The sequence below is a fragment of the Gracilibacillus timonensis genome, assembly GCF_900086715.1.
GTDB lineage: Bacteria > Bacillota > Bacilli > Bacillales > Amphibacillaceae > Gracilibacillus > Gracilibacillus timonensis.
In genome coordinates this window covers 36,851-52,712 of record NZ_FLKH01000009.1, presented here as the reverse complement: position 1 = coordinate 52,712, position 15,862 = coordinate 36,851, and the positions used below count along the sequence as shown (strand labels likewise).

General features: G+C 38.8%; 15 protein-coding genes and 1 riboswitch. Of the genes, 2 read left to right on the top strand and 13 right to left on the bottom strand.

The features are described from left to right. Positions 1-6 precede the first annotated feature (6 nt). Together BN6556_RS02490 and BN6556_RS02485 are read left to right on the top strand one after the other, a co-directional pair. Entirely contained in the window at positions 7-996 is a 990-nt protein-coding gene (locus tag BN6556_RS02490) for a YhdH/YhfP family quinone oxidoreductase (RefSeq protein WP_066186762.1), read from the top strand. A gap of 165 nt (positions 997-1,161) precedes the next feature. After that, entirely contained in the window at positions 1,162-2,040 is an 879-nt protein-coding gene (locus tag BN6556_RS02485; RefSeq protein ID WP_066186759.1) for an RpnC/YadD family protein, read from the top strand. A 277-nt stretch (positions 2,041-2,317) separates the two neighbouring features. Here BN6556_RS02485 and BN6556_RS02480 read toward each other — a convergent pair whose 3' ends face one another. From BN6556_RS02480 to BN6556_RS02425, 13 genes are all read right to left on the bottom strand, one after another. Beyond that, positions 2,318-3,802, bottom strand: coding sequence for an MFS transporter (locus BN6556_RS02480; protein WP_078059892.1), 1,485 nt, complete (start codon positions 3,800-3,802; stop codon positions 2,318-2,320). A gap of 221 nt (positions 3,803-4,023) precedes the next feature. Further along, positions 4,024-4,884 carry a sugar phosphate isomerase/epimerase family protein gene (locus tag BN6556_RS02475; RefSeq protein ID WP_066186756.1) on the bottom strand — a complete coding sequence of 287 codons (861 nt, stop codon included), beginning with the start codon at positions 4,882-4,884 and terminating at the stop codon, positions 4,024-4,026. A 48-nt stretch (positions 4,885-4,932) separates the two neighbouring features. Beyond that, complete coding sequence (locus tag BN6556_RS02470) at positions 4,933-6,075, bottom strand: Gfo/Idh/MocA family protein (protein WP_066186754.1); 1,143 nt, start codon at positions 6,073-6,075, stop codon at positions 4,933-4,935. A 3-nt stretch (positions 6,076-6,078) separates the two neighbouring features. Beyond that, positions 6,079-6,957 (bottom strand): helix-turn-helix transcriptional regulator, encoded by an 879-nt coding sequence (locus tag BN6556_RS02465; RefSeq protein WP_161485667.1) that lies wholly within the window; start codon positions 6,955-6,957, stop codon positions 6,079-6,081. 317 nt (positions 6,958-7,274) lie between these two features. Next, positions 7,275-8,141 (bottom strand): aldo/keto reductase, encoded by an 867-nt coding sequence (locus BN6556_RS02460; RefSeq protein WP_066186748.1) that lies wholly within the window; start codon positions 8,139-8,141, stop codon positions 7,275-7,277. 389 nt (positions 8,142-8,530) lie between these two features. Beyond that, a complete protein-coding gene (locus BN6556_RS02455) occupies positions 8,531-8,860 on the bottom strand; it encodes a helix-turn-helix domain-containing protein (RefSeq protein ID WP_066186745.1) in 330 nt (109 codons plus the stop codon). Between the two features lie 805 nt (positions 8,861-9,665). Continuing rightward, positions 9,666-9,812: an anti-repressor SinI family protein gene (locus BN6556_RS21460; protein ID WP_130858658.1), complete on the bottom strand. Its 147-nt coding sequence runs from the start codon at positions 9,810-9,812 to the stop codon at positions 9,666-9,668. Between the two features lie 11 nt (positions 9,813-9,823). After that, a riboswitch (cyclic di-GMP riboswitch) is annotated at positions 9,824-9,908 on the bottom strand. A 161-nt stretch (positions 9,909-10,069) separates the two neighbouring features. Further along, complete coding sequence (locus BN6556_RS02450) at positions 10,070-11,065, bottom strand: metallophosphoesterase (RefSeq protein ID WP_066186742.1); 996 nt, start codon at positions 11,063-11,065, stop codon at positions 10,070-10,072. 10 nt (positions 11,066-11,075) lie between these two features. Next, complete coding sequence (locus BN6556_RS02445) at positions 11,076-12,869, bottom strand: ABC transporter ATP-binding protein (protein WP_066186739.1); 1,794 nt, start codon at positions 12,867-12,869, stop codon at positions 11,076-11,078. A gap of 12 nt (positions 12,870-12,881) precedes the next feature. Continuing rightward, the gene (locus tag BN6556_RS02440) at positions 12,882-14,051 is read right to left on the bottom strand and encodes a nucleotidyltransferase domain-containing protein (RefSeq protein ID WP_066186737.1); all 1,170 of its coding nucleotides are present in this window, start codon (positions 14,049-14,051) and stop codon (positions 12,882-12,884) included. Positions 14,052-14,056: 5 nt separating this feature from the next. Continuing rightward, entirely contained in the window at positions 14,057-14,515 is a 459-nt protein-coding gene (locus BN6556_RS02435; RefSeq protein WP_066186735.1) for a lasso peptide biosynthesis B2 protein, read from the bottom strand. Between the two features lie 15 nt (positions 14,516-14,530). Beyond that, the gene (locus BN6556_RS02430) at positions 14,531-14,821 is read right to left on the bottom strand and encodes a lasso peptide biosynthesis PqqD family chaperone (protein WP_066186732.1); all 291 of its coding nucleotides are present in this window, start codon (positions 14,819-14,821) and stop codon (positions 14,531-14,533) included. Then, on the bottom strand, positions 14,818-15,789 hold the full coding sequence (locus BN6556_RS02425) for a hypothetical protein (RefSeq protein ID WP_066186729.1): 972 nt from the start codon (positions 15,787-15,789) through the stop codon (positions 14,818-14,820). The genes BN6556_RS02430 and BN6556_RS02425 overlap by 4 nt, the downstream gene beginning before the upstream one ends. Positions 15,790-15,862 lie beyond the last annotated feature (73 nt).

The window sequence follows — 15,862 nt, the reverse complement described above, 5'->3', positions numbered from 1 at the left end:
GATATCATGGATTCCTTTCAAGCGATGGTTGTAAAAAAAACGAATGACGATGTCAAATATAACGTAGAAAACGTAACACTCGCTCACCTATCCGATGGCGAGGTATTAATCAAGGTTACCTATTCCTCGGTAAATTATAAAGATATGCTTGCCGTCCAACCAAATAGTGGTGTCGTGAGTGATTATCCAATGATTCCAGGTATTGATTTGAGCGGAACCGTCGTGAGTTCTGCTAACGATCAATTTGCAGAGGGGCAAGAAGTATTAATTACTGGCTTTGGAACGGGCGTTAATCATACAGGTGGGTTTTCTGAATATGCCAGAGTTCCTGCCGATTGGATAGTGCCACTACCGAAAGGACTGACTTTAAAAGAGGCCATGATTTTTGGCACCGCTGGCTTTACAGCAGCTTTATCCCTGCAGGCATTAGAAAATCAAGGGATGACACCTGAACACCACCCTCACATTTTGGTTACCGGTTCAACGGGAGGCGTGGGAAGTATCGCTGTACAAATTCTATCAAAAATGGGATATCCGCATATTAGCGCTTTAGTTCGTAAAGAAAAGCAAGTAGCTGTTGCCAAATCATTGGGAGCAACCGATGTTATATTTGCTTCTGAACTTGGAGATGGCAAGAAGCCACTAAACAAACAAACCTATGATTATGTGTTGGATACAGTCGGTGGAGATGTAGTGGCTCGTCTGATTCCACAAATTCGTTATGGTGGCAGTATGAGTATGTGCGGTAATGCCGGTGGGTTAAAGCTATCGACCAATGTGCTTCCTTTTATTCTTCGAGGTATCAACCTGTTAGGGATTGATTCCGTAAACGTCCCTATTACAGATCGCCCTGCCATTTGGAAAAAGTTAGCTAATGAATGGAATGTTGCCGCAACAACGGTAAGCAATGACGTAACGCTTCAGGAATTGACTGACACCATAGATGCTGTAAAAAATGGACAGCATTTAGGAAGAACGGTAGTAGACCTCTCATGAGTTTGCATGAGAGGTTTTTACTTTATTGTTTTTCATCTGATTGTTCCATATCATAACTCAAAAAAACAAAAACAAACACTTGTTCTTTTTAGTGATAGATGCTATACTAGTCTTAGAACTTCACCACGATCCATCCTCCTATAACCTCGCAAAGGACGTGCCATAATGACCGTACTCTCACTCGTTCGTGAAGCACCTCAGACCTACACCAAACATGACCAACTATTCAAAGAATTGATCCACCACTTTTTTGAAGAATTTCTGGAGGCCTTTTTCCCTGATGTCTATGCTTATTTAGACTTTGCAACCATCAAGCCCCTCTCGGAAGAAGTATTTTCCGACTTGCATGATGGAGACGCCCGTCGCCTGGATATTGTCGTAGAAGCCAAGTTGAAGGAAAGCGATGCCGTTCTGATTATCCATGTCGAACCACAGAGTTACCAGCAGTCGAATTTCCATGAGCGCATGTTTCTTTATTTTAACATGCTGTATAATAGGTATAGAAAACCAATTGTGCCGATTGCCGTTTTTAGTTACGAGGAAGACTGGGAATATGATCAATATACGATGGCTTTCCCTTTCCATCATGTGTTAACCTTTAACTATAGGATCCTTCATTTGCGCAAAAAAGACTGGCGCGACTATATTCAGTCGGACAACCCTGCAGCGGCAGCCCTTCTGAGTAAAATGGGCTATTCCGAAGAAGAAAAGGTAGAAGTGAAGAAAGAATTCCTGCGTATGCTGGTACGAATGAAACTGGATCCAGCCAAAGAACGCTTGATTTATGGCTTTTTTGAAAGTTATTTAACCTTAAATGAAGAAGAGGAGGAAGAACTAATGGAGGAAATCAAACGATCGGACGATGCCGAAAAGATTTTGGAGCTTCCTATTTCGTATGAGGAGAAAGGGAAGGAAATAGGGAAAGTGATGGAAAAAAAAGAGGTCGCCTTAAAGATGTTGAAGGAGGGCTCTGCTATTTCTTTTATTTCAAAAGTCACCGGTTTAGAAAAAGACGTGATCGAGGCGTTAAAAGAGGACCTCTAAATAATATGCCTATCCCAAGTTCATCATGATACTTGGGATAGGCGGAAACAACGTATATATGGACAAGGAGGGCTGTAATTAGCCAATAATTCATTTGACTGCATTATCAATCACCATTTATCATCTTTGTAAGATATCTGGATTAGATCCTTTCATTTCTATATTTTCAAAAGGCTCCAAGATATCTGACTATCGCGCGGAATAAACAGTAATCTACTAACATGGATCCAATTTTACCCCATTCTTATCTTTTTGAAGCTAATTATTTCAAGTTCCCTTAACGCTCGTCCTGATCACTCATATCTACCGCACCTGCTTCTTTCATTTTGGAAATCGCCTCTTGAACTTCTTGCATCTTGTCTTTATCTAATTGATAGAACTTCATCGCAATGATCGAAATCAACCAACCGATTATTGGTACACCAAATGAAGCAATCAATGTCATAGCAAACAAACCAGTCGTTAACGATTCGCCGATTTGCGGAAATTCATTGTGATAACCAATAAGCGCTACCAGAAAGCCTACAATCGCTGGTGCTAAGGAAGATACTACTTTATCTACCAAAGAGAATAAGGCAGACATCATACCGGGTACAAACCGTTTACTCCTATATGTTTCATAGTCTGCTGCGTCAGCAATCATCGGAATCACGATAGCTGGCGTTAACGACGCAACCCCGCGTCCTAAACTATACAACAATATAAAAATAATGGTTACCAGCCCGAAATTATCAAAATTTGCGATTGTTGGATCATCGACTAGCAGAAACATAACAATAAGAAGCGAGAATGCCACCACACCTATCCAAGAAAATCGAACTAAAGAAAGTTTCATTCCCTTTTTTCTAGCATAGCTAACGCCAAAGTATGTCATGATTAGGCTTGGTATAATAATAATCAAATTGAAATGCCCACTTAAGGCGTAATTTCCTAGCATAATACCAAAAAGCATCACATATACCGGTTGCTGCTGCATTACTTGTGAAGCCAGTTTATCTGTAGAAGCAGATAAGACAAGCATTTGCATTGGTCGGTTATTCTTTAAGACTGGCCAATAATCACGAAATCTTGTTTTCGCATTAACATTTGCGAGTCCATAGAACTCTTTGCGATCCTTCGATTTAATAGCAATCATCGAAAGAATAGTAAAAATAAACGAAGCAATGACAACAAACGTGTTTAACTCTAGAAATACCTCCATCGTGAAATCTCCGCCGTGTTTTGGGACCAAATAATTAGATACAACCACTTGACCTCCAGAAAATATAAACACGTTAAAAATGGAGTCAAACAAACTGAATATCGGTCTTTGCTTTGGGTGGTTGGTTAAAACCGTTTGCGCTGCTCTAGTGACGGTCGTTTGCATCGTATACCCCAAGATATAAATCGCGTGGATAACAATAAACGCTATGATGCGAAAGCCCTCTGGTAAATGATGCAAATTGTACATCGTAATAAAGGAAATAATTAATATAATATTTCCAATCAATTGGATAGGTCTGAATTTACCAAACTTTGATTCTATTTTATCCAAGATAAATCCGATAATCGGGTCTGTAATACCATCAAATACTCTCATCGTCGTTAAAATCGTACTTACTACAACAACTGTCAGACCAGCGATACCGGTTGCATAATAAGTAACAAACCCTATCGCAAACAGAAATAAATTGGTTGCTGTATTATTTAAAGTGAATAAGGCTATTTGCCAAATTTTTGCCGTATGATAATTTGAATTCATGGCTGCTTCTTGATTCGTCATGATGTAAACTCACCTTTCGCTAGTAAAGAATTACTTATTAGAATTCGCTTTCAATTACTTTTCATGATATTTTTTAAAAGATATAGCGCTTTCCAAGATAAAAAAAGACCGCTGAAAAACATATTCACGCTTTATTTAACAAGAAATAGTAATAAACCTATTCCTAGCGATGATTACATGAAATCTAAAAATGTTTTTCAGCAGCTCTTGGAGGCTTTGTCTTAAAACCAGTCCGCATATCCCATGTTGCGCAAGTTATCGGCAGAAATTTGTAAAGACTCAAATGGATCACGACCATATGTATCATCTTGTTCAATTAAGAAATATTGTGCTCCTGCCTCTAAACTGGCGTCTATAATAGCTGGCATATTCAGGTTTCCTTCTCCTACTTCAGCAAATTCAATCAGGTTAACGAATTTATCAAAGAATTTCCCCATATCTTTAAGATCATCGTCGGTTACGTTCAAATCACCAATGCGATAATCTTTGAGGTGAATCAAAGATACACGACCTTTATACTGTTTAATAAAGTCAACTGGATCTACCCCAGCTCGCTGGATCCAATGGACATCCAGTTCAAATCCTAGTTTCGACGTATTTTCTTTCATCAAATCTAATACATATTTTCCGTTTTGACGTTGAAACTCAATATGATGTGTATGGTAATAAAGTTGAATCCCTTCTTGTTCCAGCTTACCTGCCATTTCTTCCGCACGAAAGATAAAATCCATTATTTTATCCTTATCCCCCATGATACGCAAAGGTAACATACCAATGCGGATAAATTGACAATTTAATGCCTTACAATCGGCAATCATTTTGTCGAAGTGATCAGTAAGATTTTCAGCCTTATCTTCTGGATGATTTGGTTCCAACGGTGCAGAAATAGCTGTGATATCAATGGTAAAGTCGTCACTTGCTCTTTTTAATTCTGCAACATTTTCTGAAGTCATTGGAATTTGTGAAATCTCAACCGAACGATAACCTAATTCATGTATTTTTTTCATCGTTTCATAGGCACCTAGATCTTCTACTTTTCCTTTGAGCATCATCATTTGCACGCCAATTAATCCTTTACTCATTATAAAACCTCCATTTTTTACTTTATTATGCTTGTGCTAAGCATAGTCCTATCGCTCTTGGCTTCTTCGTTTATTTAATTCTTCTAAAAATAAGTCTTCATCAATCGGTAACGAAACTTCTTTATTTAACCAGCTAGACAAGTGGATGGCATTCGCTAATGCTACACCATGAATTCCATCCCTTCCTGGTGCAATTAGTGGTGTATTATGGAGGATATTTGCTGCAAAGTTTTCCAGTACTGCCACATGCTGACCTCCCCAAACACTTTCAAACTCTAAAACCTCTTCCTCATAAATCGAGTCTGGTCCATCTCCCTGAAATAAGTTCATGACATCTCCCATCGACATCTTATCGCTCATCTCATTCTCGGGTGTGTTTAAACGTTTAATATTTATGGTCTTACTATCGTTTACGACAATCTTTCCTTTATCTCCATGTATCTCCAGACGATCTGTGCCAATTACATCGTGCGTACATGTAATAAACACACCTGTTGCACCGTTTCCATAATCAAACAAAGCCGTTACATCATCTTCTACCGGTATGTTGCGTTGATAGCCATATTGTGCTTTGGTATATACTTTTTCAGGCATACCGCATATCCATTGCATTAAATCAATTTGATGTGGAGCTTGGTTAACTAACACACCTCCGCCTTCACCATCCCATGTTGCTCGCCAAGAACCAGCATCATAATAGCCTTGCGGGCGCCACCAAGTAGTAATAATCCAGTTCGTCCTGCGAATACCACCAATTTCTCCATTATCAATTACTTCTTTTACTTTTTGATAAAGTTGATTGGTTCGTTGGTTAAACATAATCGCATAGGTTAATTCCGGCTTGGTTACAGCAAAATCATTTATTTCCCGCACTTGCTTGGTGTACACACCGGCAGGCTTTTCTAATAACACATGAATATCACGCTTCAATGCCTCTATCCCCATGTTGGTATGATCATAATGTGGGACACAGGTGACAATTGCATCAATATCTCCACTCTCTAGCATCTCTAGATAATTATCGTAAAAAGGGGTACCTGGATACTCTTTCTCTGCACCCATTCTCTTTTTTGGATCGATATCACAGATCGCCCCTATTTCCATCTCAGAAACACGGCCCTCTTTAATAAATTGCGCATATGCGCCACCTTGCTGTCCTAAACCAATAATACCCAATCTTACTTTTGACATGTGTCATTCACTCCTTTTCTGTATTTGCCATTGATTCTCTCGATATTGTTTAGGTGTGATTCCTTCATTCCCTTTAAAAAATCGAGTAAAATGTGCTGCGCTTTCAAAACCGCATTCTTTTGCTATTTGTTGTAATGTCTTGTTCGTTTCCATCTCTAATAGTAACTTTACCTGCTGTAGTCTCACTGCCATCACATATTCCATTACTGCAAACCCTGTCATTTCTTTAAAAACATGAGAAACATAAGATGGACTTAATTGGACCTCGTTGGCAATCAACTCAAGTGATAGTTTATTTTGAAAATTCGCTCGAATAATTGATGTGATTTTTTCTGCTTGTCGTGCTTTGTCGTTGTGAGCAGAGGTTTCCTTTTGAGACGTTATTTGCCCTAAATGATTGACCTTAATTAAAACATGGGTGAGTAAAATCTTTAATACCCATTCTTCTTGCTGCGCAGTGCCTTCTTCAGACTGAGCTTCATTCATTTTCTTGAAAAGTGATTCTAAACCTTCCAACTTATTTTTTTCCGTTGGTCGTATGAGACAATGATGCAGCCGATGAAATACATTTAATAATTGTGTAGCTCCTAATGATTCTAAAATGGGTGCAATATAATTGGGATCGAAATGGATATGACTTCTGATATAGTCGCTATCGTCCGGAACATTTGGTTTGTGCAATGCCAGACCATCCATTAACAGAATGTCTCCCGACTTCAAATCATAAATATGATGATTGATTAAATAACGACAATTCCCTTGGTGAAAGAAAAAAATCTCATAATGTTGATGAGAATGTGATTTGATTTCTTCTTCAAATCCCTTCAACCGATAAGTAACGGTGATTGGATTGTTAAAATACTGCACTCCTTGCACAGTCATGGTCATCACCTAATTTCTTAAGATTGATTGTATTATAAACAATTAGATAATAAAATAGCATGGATTGTTCTATATTACCCTTATAATTGACTGGTTAAGCTTTCCTTAAAAAGTAAATTATTTTGGAACGAGTAAATTATTTTTCTCAAGATGAGGGTGTTGTTTCGATAAGATGGAATCACGCAGGGGATTTACTGGGAAAGGCATTATAAAAAAGACCCTTTCCGTGGATGAGTAACCAAAGAAAGGGCTTTTGCTGATTAAGTTTTTCAAACAAAAATGCGACTCATGTCTTTTTTTGTTCTATTCATTTACGTTTATTTCAACTTACCACCAAATACAGGCATATCACTCGCGTCACCATAATCTTCAATGCGCTCTACATTTTTCAAGAATTCCATATCTTGATCAGAAATAGTAAAGTCCACTTCGGCATTGTTTTTCATATGATCAGGTTTTGCCGTTTTAGGTAGTGGAAGCAGCCCAAGTTGTAAGGTATAACGAATACTTAATTGTGGGATAGACACACCATATTTTTCTGCGATTTCGGCAACTTTCACGTTTTTGAACAATTCACCGTGTGCAATTGGGGAATATGCCTCAACTAAGATATCTTGTTCTTGTGAATAGGCAATCAAATCAAATGGTGTGTTACTAATATGAGCTAAAATTTGATTTACCATTGGTTTAACCGTACCATTACTTATAAGGTTATCCAGATCCTCTTTTTGGAAGTTCGATACCCCAATAGCACGAAGTTTTCCTGCTTGATAGGCTTCTTCCAGAGCTTGCCAAGCTTCTTGATTTCCTTCAAAAAATCGGGCCTCTTCGCCAAAATCCATCCATGGTTGTGGGCTGTGAATGATCATCATGTCAATATAATCCAGACCCATTGTCTCTAACGATTGATTAATGGAGGCAACGGCTTCTTCGTATGATTTCACTTCTGCAGCAAGTTTTGTCGTAATAAATAAGTCTTCACGGTTCACACCACAGGCTTTAATCCCCTCACCAACACCACTTTCATTACCATATGCTTGAGCCGTGTCAATATGGCGATAACCAATTTGCACCGCGTCTACTACGGCCTGTGCAACATCGTTATTATTGATAAACCATGTACCCAGTCCAATTTTAGGAATCTCCACTCCATTAGCCAGCTGAAAATTTTCGTTTAATATCATATGACCATCTCCTTGTATAAATTTCCATAAAGTACATGTTGGTATTATATACTTTATGTTTATTCTAATACTTAAAGTTAACTCTAAGTCAACTGACTTCATCATTTTTATCCTGGTAACACCATTCATAATCCTTCACTTAAGCTGTGAGGTTTGGTTATTGGAGTATCATTTAAGGAGGAGTGCGGTACATATGCGTGAAACTCATGCTCTTCTATTGCAAAAAGCTACGTATGGGACTGTTGATAGGATAGCAGCATGGTCCTTGTTATGAATGTGGTTTCAACTATTCAAGATTAAAGCTGTTCTACTACTTATAGTAGTGCGAATTTTATACTTTTTTACACATCAAAAAAACCGCAAAGCAAATTGCTAAACGGTTCAATGATTTATTTATCATGGTCTTGACGCCATTTATTAAATTCCAGATATTCTTTGAATTGTTCCTTCGAGACTCCTGATTCCATTGCCTCTTTCACAATATTCATCCATTCACTATCTAACTCTTCATCAGCGATTGGACGGTCTTCATTTATCAATTCATTCACTGAAACTCCTAGTACTTGACTGATTTTTTCCATAAACTGGATTGATGGATTAGATTGAAGGTTTCGCTCAATTGAACTTAAATAGGATTTTGCTATTCCAGCTTTTTCAGCTAGTTCGGAAAGAGACATCCGCTTTTCATTGCGGAGCTGTTTTATTTTTTCACCAATCAAGTTCTTCACCTACCTTCTATGCGATTATATCATAATTTTGGTGAAGAGTTCTAATATAATTAGAGGATATTCAAAAAATGTTCGTTTATGGACGATTAACTGTCACAATAGAGGTATACCTACGCTTCACAAATAAATGGAGATCGTCATTATGGACTTCATATGTTAGCACAAGGATAACATAACAACGCTCCGGCAAACCACTCCGGAGCGCTTGTCTTGCACAGAAAAATAGACTCGTTCACAGCCACTCTCTTATTCAGAAGAGTGGTTCTACGTATCGTAAAGCCAGCCACTACTAGTCTTAAGGGTTTTCGTTGCACAAGACCTGTACTGGTGCAGGCATTGCGATTGTCGTCGCGGACTCCGTTTGTTTCTACATCCTCGACTAATGTTATCCCCGTTGTCCTCACTCATTTTTTATTCCTCTGGCAGCTTGAAGTGGGGACTCGAACGATTATAACACTGTGATAAAATGCACCTCCAACTTATATCAATTAAATGGCTTTATCAGAAACAAATGAGCAGTTACCCTTATGGAAATAATGAGGTAAAATGATGTTTAGTTTGATAGCGAATAATCTTGTACTCTTTTTGTCTGAAGAGCATTAAACACGCAAACCCAAACGATATCAACCAGGATTATTTAGGCTGTTAGCAAATTGGAGAAGCCAGCCAGAAAGATCTTTTACCTACCATCTATCTTTCTGCTTTCTGTGTTCATCAATAATTCGGAACATACTACAAATCCATGTAAAGCTGGAATGAGGACCATTCCTACTTTACACATCCTCCTATACTTCATTTACTTTTTACTTAAAGGCAGGAATGATTCTGGCTTATTAAGAAATTCCCTTATTTCTTCTTTAGTTATGCCAAGTTTATGTGCTTCTAAAATTAGCTCAGCCCATTCAGCATCTAAATCCCTTGAAAAAAGTAAGTTACTGCTCACGTGTCCCCCCTTTCTGTAGTCCAGCCACCATAGTCGAAAAACGTTAGGTCTGTGACTTTGCGTCTCAATCTTTAGATTGATTTGCCTTTATTTAGTTAAATTAATTTTATTACCGGTAAAGCGTTTCATTATATTTATAAGCATATCAAAGATATTGCTTATTTCATACTGAGGAATGTTAATAATTTGCTAACTTTTAAAAGATATGCGACAAACACCACAAAAATGACACGCAGGTTGACTGCTTCAGGAAATCTTTACTCTATGTTGGCTGCTGTCTTTAATCGAACCAGATTGATTTCAGGAGGATTAAACAGCCGGAATTTGCTAAAGGATAACGCGCCGCTGCTGCCAAGACCTGTACTCACGTATTGTTTCGTTCCTTTATACTCCCATAACCCCTTGACACGATCTTGTGGAGGAAAGATACCGTTTGGTTCATACCAAGGTTCTGGAACGAAGAGAGCGCCAACCAACGGTACACGAATCTGCCCGCCATGATAGTGCCCTGCCATGATCAAATCATAATCCCGCCATGTTAAATGAGGATTAGCTTGGATATGATCAACTCGAATATCAGGTATTGGATAATGATTTAGAGCAACCATAACATCCGCCTCTTTTCGTTGATCGAGTACGGATAATTCTTGCCATCGTGCTGCTTGATATAATTGATAGTTTTCATCATTTACGTACTCCGGCTGCAAAATACCTTGCACATTCGTTGCATACTGTGGAGTTTTTAAAACGGATAATTCAAAGTTAACCAAATATACCGTACCTTCCCCCGCCGTAAGGCCTTGAATAGACTCTAATAGTTCCACCCCTCTTGCTTCCATCCCACTGATAAACGGGCTTTTTTCTACCTTTTGTTCAACATGATAATTGGCAGGATCCGTATTTCCAGCTACATAGAACGCATTGTCTTTATTATCGATTCCTTCAATCAATGAATAGAAACGATCGTAATTAGTGCTTTCTGATTCATCCAGCATATCCCCCGTGAACACAATGGCATCATAATCAATTGAATTAATTGCGGTTACTAATCTTTTTTGATTTTTACCAAATTGTTTTTCATGTAAATCACTAACCTGAAGTATGCGGAATTCGTCTAACTCTTCTGGAAGAAGATCGATTATGATTTCTTGTTCGACAACCACAAATCGATGATTATCCCAAATCGTATATAATGTGATCACAAGGACGAGACAGCCGATTCCCTGAATTATTCTCTTTATTATTTTATCCATCAGACTTCCCCTACCTGACTGCTTCCATCTGGTTACGTAACAAATGGTGGAACATACTTTTCGTCTCTTGGGAAAGCTCGGCAAAACCACCTTGCTGAATGATCTGTCCTTCTTCTAAGACAACGACCTGATCGGCATGTCGAATCGTTGATAATCGATGGGCAATGATGATTATCGTCATCTTGCCCTTCAGCCGTTCCAAAGCAGATTGAATCTTGACTTCATTCTCCGTGTCTAGTGCACTGGTTGCTTCATCCAAAACAAGAATGGATGGCTTTCTTAAAATGGCACGTGCTAATACAAGCCGCTGCCTTTCTCCACCAGACAACTTAATACCGCGATCACCGATAATGGTGTCTAGTCCTTCTGGAAGCTGTTTGACAAAGGTAATAGCAGAAGAGAATTCCAGCGCCTGCCACATTTCTTCTTCTGTGGCACCTGCCTTTACCATGGTTAAATTTTCTCTGATACTGGTGTGAAATAGAAACGGTTCTTGTGGCACATAGCTGATAGATCTTCTCCAAGCAAATAGATTTTCATCAGTAAGTGGTACCCCATCGATTAAAATCTCTCCACACTCTGGACGATTCAGACCCATTAATAAATCAATTAAAGTGCTTTTACCTGCACCAGAGCGACCAACAATGGCTGTCATTTGATGAGAAGGAATAGTAAGATGGATATTCTTTAAGGCATAATATTCCTTTTTATGGTAGCGGAAATGGATCTGGCTACAACGAATATGTTGTTTCATCGTCATAGAGGTGTTGTCAGTCTTCTCATCGATGTTGCATTCCTTAGCCATTTTACATTCTTCCTGCAAGGCGATCACAGCATAAAAGGAAGGGACCGTTGTCGCTATTTGTTCCAGTGATGATTGAATGCCTGTCACCCTGGGCCACAACCTGGAAAACAAAATGATAATCAACATCAGTTGTGCTGCTTGAGCTTGGAACATCATTACCGCAACATATATAAAAAGAGCAATTAGAATCGCCGAGGCTGCTTTATAATATAATTGCGAAGTGGACTTCAACCTCATAAATTCTACTTGCTCTTTTTCTATTTCTTTTGTGATCATGCCAAACCAGTTTAACCGAGATCTTTCCAATGTATTGCTTTTAATGTCTTTAATTCCATCCAGATGATCGGTAATCCCGCTAATGTATTCCTTTGATAACTCGTAATTCCTGCCTCCCAAAGTCAACGATCGTTTTAAAAATTTACGATTAAAAAGAATAAGAACCAATCCACAGACAAGGATAAAGATTGTAATCATCGGAGAAAGGATAAAGGCAAGTACAATTTGGATAAATGAAAGCCCCAGAGAGGAAATAAATTGTAATACCGAATATGCCCCTACACTGGAACGAGCAATCTCGGATGTTAACATATTGATGAAATCTGATTTTCTATTTTTAAGGAACAGCTGCCAGTTGGCATATAAAAGCAATTGATAGGTTTCTACCCGCATATATCGTAAAAAACCTTGCTGTATCCTGGTGTTTTTCACATTTAATATTCTTTTGACCAAATTCTGCCCAATGACAATCACGACAAAGATAGCCAATATAACCGGCAACCCAAACGCCATTGGCATATCTGCAAAAGAACCAAACATATGCACAATCGGTATATCTGTTGTTCCCATATCAACAAGACCGCTGGTACTAAGCAATGGAACAAGTAACAGAATAGCCATACTATCCAATAAACCGATGCCTGTCACGGCCAATAAATTAATATAAACGATCTTTCCTGAGTAACGATGGATTTGTTTCAAGAAATAAATAATGGCTTTCATCTGTGTGTCTCCTTATGATAAGGCGTGTTTTCTCGTTTTTCTCCATGCCCAAAGAAAGGGACGGAGCGGAAAATAGAGAAAATGTAGCGATTTTGGTAATGGTAAGGTTTTGACATCATCTGGATATGGATACAGGAAGCTTAGTGTAAACAAAACCCGTTGCTCCAGCGACATTAATTCAATTAAATACCTTTTATGATACTTCACTACCGCTTCTGGTAAGGGTAAGGAATGAATATTAATCATTGATTCCAAGTAAAAAATCGATTTTATCGCTAATTTTTTGGAGCGGCGATTGATCAAATGAGACGCTGCCTCATTCGAAATCTTTCCATTTAATAATTCTGATACTAACACCAGACCTTGCCCTCCAACATGGAAATAACCATACTGCTTTAATCGCTGGCTTACCTTGCCCCAGTCTAAATCTCGATGGATGAGCTGCTTGATATCTACTAACCAACGTAATCGCGACCAGCCATGCTGGGAGCCATGTGTATTCAGATACCAATAAAGATCCTCATCACTTAGCATATTGACGTCATGGATCGATGGTACGTCTTGTCTTCTATTCCACAATTCATTAAATCGTGGTTCTTTCGCTGGACCAGTATTTAATCTCCAATGTATTTCGATGGTGATTTGCTTATCTGGATGATAATAATTAACATGTCGATGTCTCCATTTCCATTCATTCAACGCTTTATTGATCTCATATTCCTTTTGATAACCACGCTTGAAAAGCAGTTCCTCTGCCTGATCCAGCTGTTCAATTGGTATAAGAATATCAAGATCCCTGGATGTACGAAGGGAAATATCACCATATAATGTTTGTGCAAGCACCGGTCCCTTTAAGAAAAGTGTACGTATTTGATGAATCTTAAACAACTTGCTTACCTCTTGCATTTCTGCACTGAGGAAAAGCATTTTGATCGTATTTTTTCGATAAAGGTACGCCAATTGCTTTCGTACAGTGGAAGGGATAGCGTCACTCTCTATCTGCTTTAACTGAAGATACAGCAGGGAGTACACACGATGATGAATCGCTAAATCAATGAACCTATTCCAATCCAGGTCAAAGAAACGCACTTCAGATATCTGCCTATCATCATTATCCTTAAGTAAATCCATGATCAGCAACAATTCTTTTGGTATATGCTTTAAGTCTAATCTATTTTCCATTTTCGTCACCTTTTATCTTTCATCTCTATTGTTTTGGCGAATGTGCTAACCATCGTAAATCGCTCCATCCCTTCTGCTCCGGTTATACAAAATGGACCACTGCGCAGCCAGGCATGTGCCATCAATTTTCCCGCTTCGTCTTTGGCTGTTCCCAGGTAAAGCGTACTCTCAATCTTCCGTCTTTCTAACATTTTTAAAGCTGCAATCCCTCGGACCAGACATTCGCTTTCCCAAAAGGTATATTTGCTTATCATATCGATTGCTTGTGAGATTTCCATTAACGTTTTCTTATACCCATTATCGATATCCGTTGATGTTTCTTTCATTCTTTCTCCTAATGAAGGCGCTATTTTGGCAAAGGAAAACGTCTTTAACAGACGAGCCAGAGCAAGGAAAACAAATGCTTCCATAAGTAGACATTTCATTCTTATATTTAATGCCAAGAGTATTTTTACTTTTCTCATCCTGCTGCTCCTTTTTTAAGTGCTCTCTACTTTTATAAGCTCTTCTCTTGCTAAATGCTCGATAAATTGGAGAACTTGATCACTGCACGCCTGTTCTTCCACGTCATATTCCCTAACTAATCGATCAATTAAATCTTGTATAGCAATCGGTTCTTTCAGATAATCCCAAATCACCCCGCCTATTTCACCAAGGTTATAATACTTACCATTCTTCATGCTTAGCATGACCTTCTCCCCAGCCATATCACTTACAATATGATCCTCTAATTGACAGACAACATCACGATTGGAAATGGTTTTGTTCATATCAGCTGCTCCTCCTTCCTTGACGGATGGTGATTTTCTAAATTAGCACCACCGTTGATTAAGTGTAGAATATGATCGACTAATTCCTCGGCTGTAAACCGTAAATGGGGACGCACAATTTGATAAAAAACAAGCCGATTCACCAAATCAGCCGAAAAGGAGAAATGCCAATCTAGCAAACCAGCACGCTGAATCATAAAATGACGAAAGGTATGATAGTATAAAATAGGAAAGCAGGCCAGCTTTGGAATAGGAGCTATTTCAATTGTAGGCTGTTCGGCTTTCTCTAGTACAAATACCCCGGCTAAGGGGGCTGGTTTATCCATAAACCCATGATTAACCGGAATTTTATATTTTGTTTCCCGCTGATAGATAGGTTGATAGGAGTGAGAGGCTATCCCGAATTCGTCTAAGCTTTCCTGCCATAACTTCTGCTGTGGATAGGAAGGGATACCGAGCGGATGGCCATTTTTCGTCATCGTCACCGCAAGAATATCATCGGTTAGTAATCGAAAGCCTCGATTTAAAAAAGCAGACGCAAGCGTTGATTTTCCCGCACCTGACTCACCCACAATGGCATAAGCCTTCCCATCGATAATCACACCACTTCCATGCATAGGCAGTACTTTCCTTTGCATCAGTAATACACCGAAACACGTCCCAAGCAAGTAAAGTCGAAGCTGCTGATCATTGACACCCGCTATTGGTGAATACGAAATCACACTGCCTGCTTCCATCCTATAAATAGCCACACCTGAAACGTGAATCAGACAAAGATCCTTTTTTATGTAATAATAGGAATCAGGTTCTGCAAGTTGTGACCATAAAGCAGATAAATCGACTTTCTTAATCACTACATCGGGCTGTTCCTCGCCTCCACAGTGAGGCAATAATTCCGGCAATGACAAGTCGCTGAAAATATGGAGTCCGAATGCCTTATAGCAGGATATATTTGACGTTTTAGCCATCGTTTGTCACCTTCATTTCTAATGATTGATGAATTGATCAGGGTGTTTGCGTCCGTCATCTCACGCTTGAAAA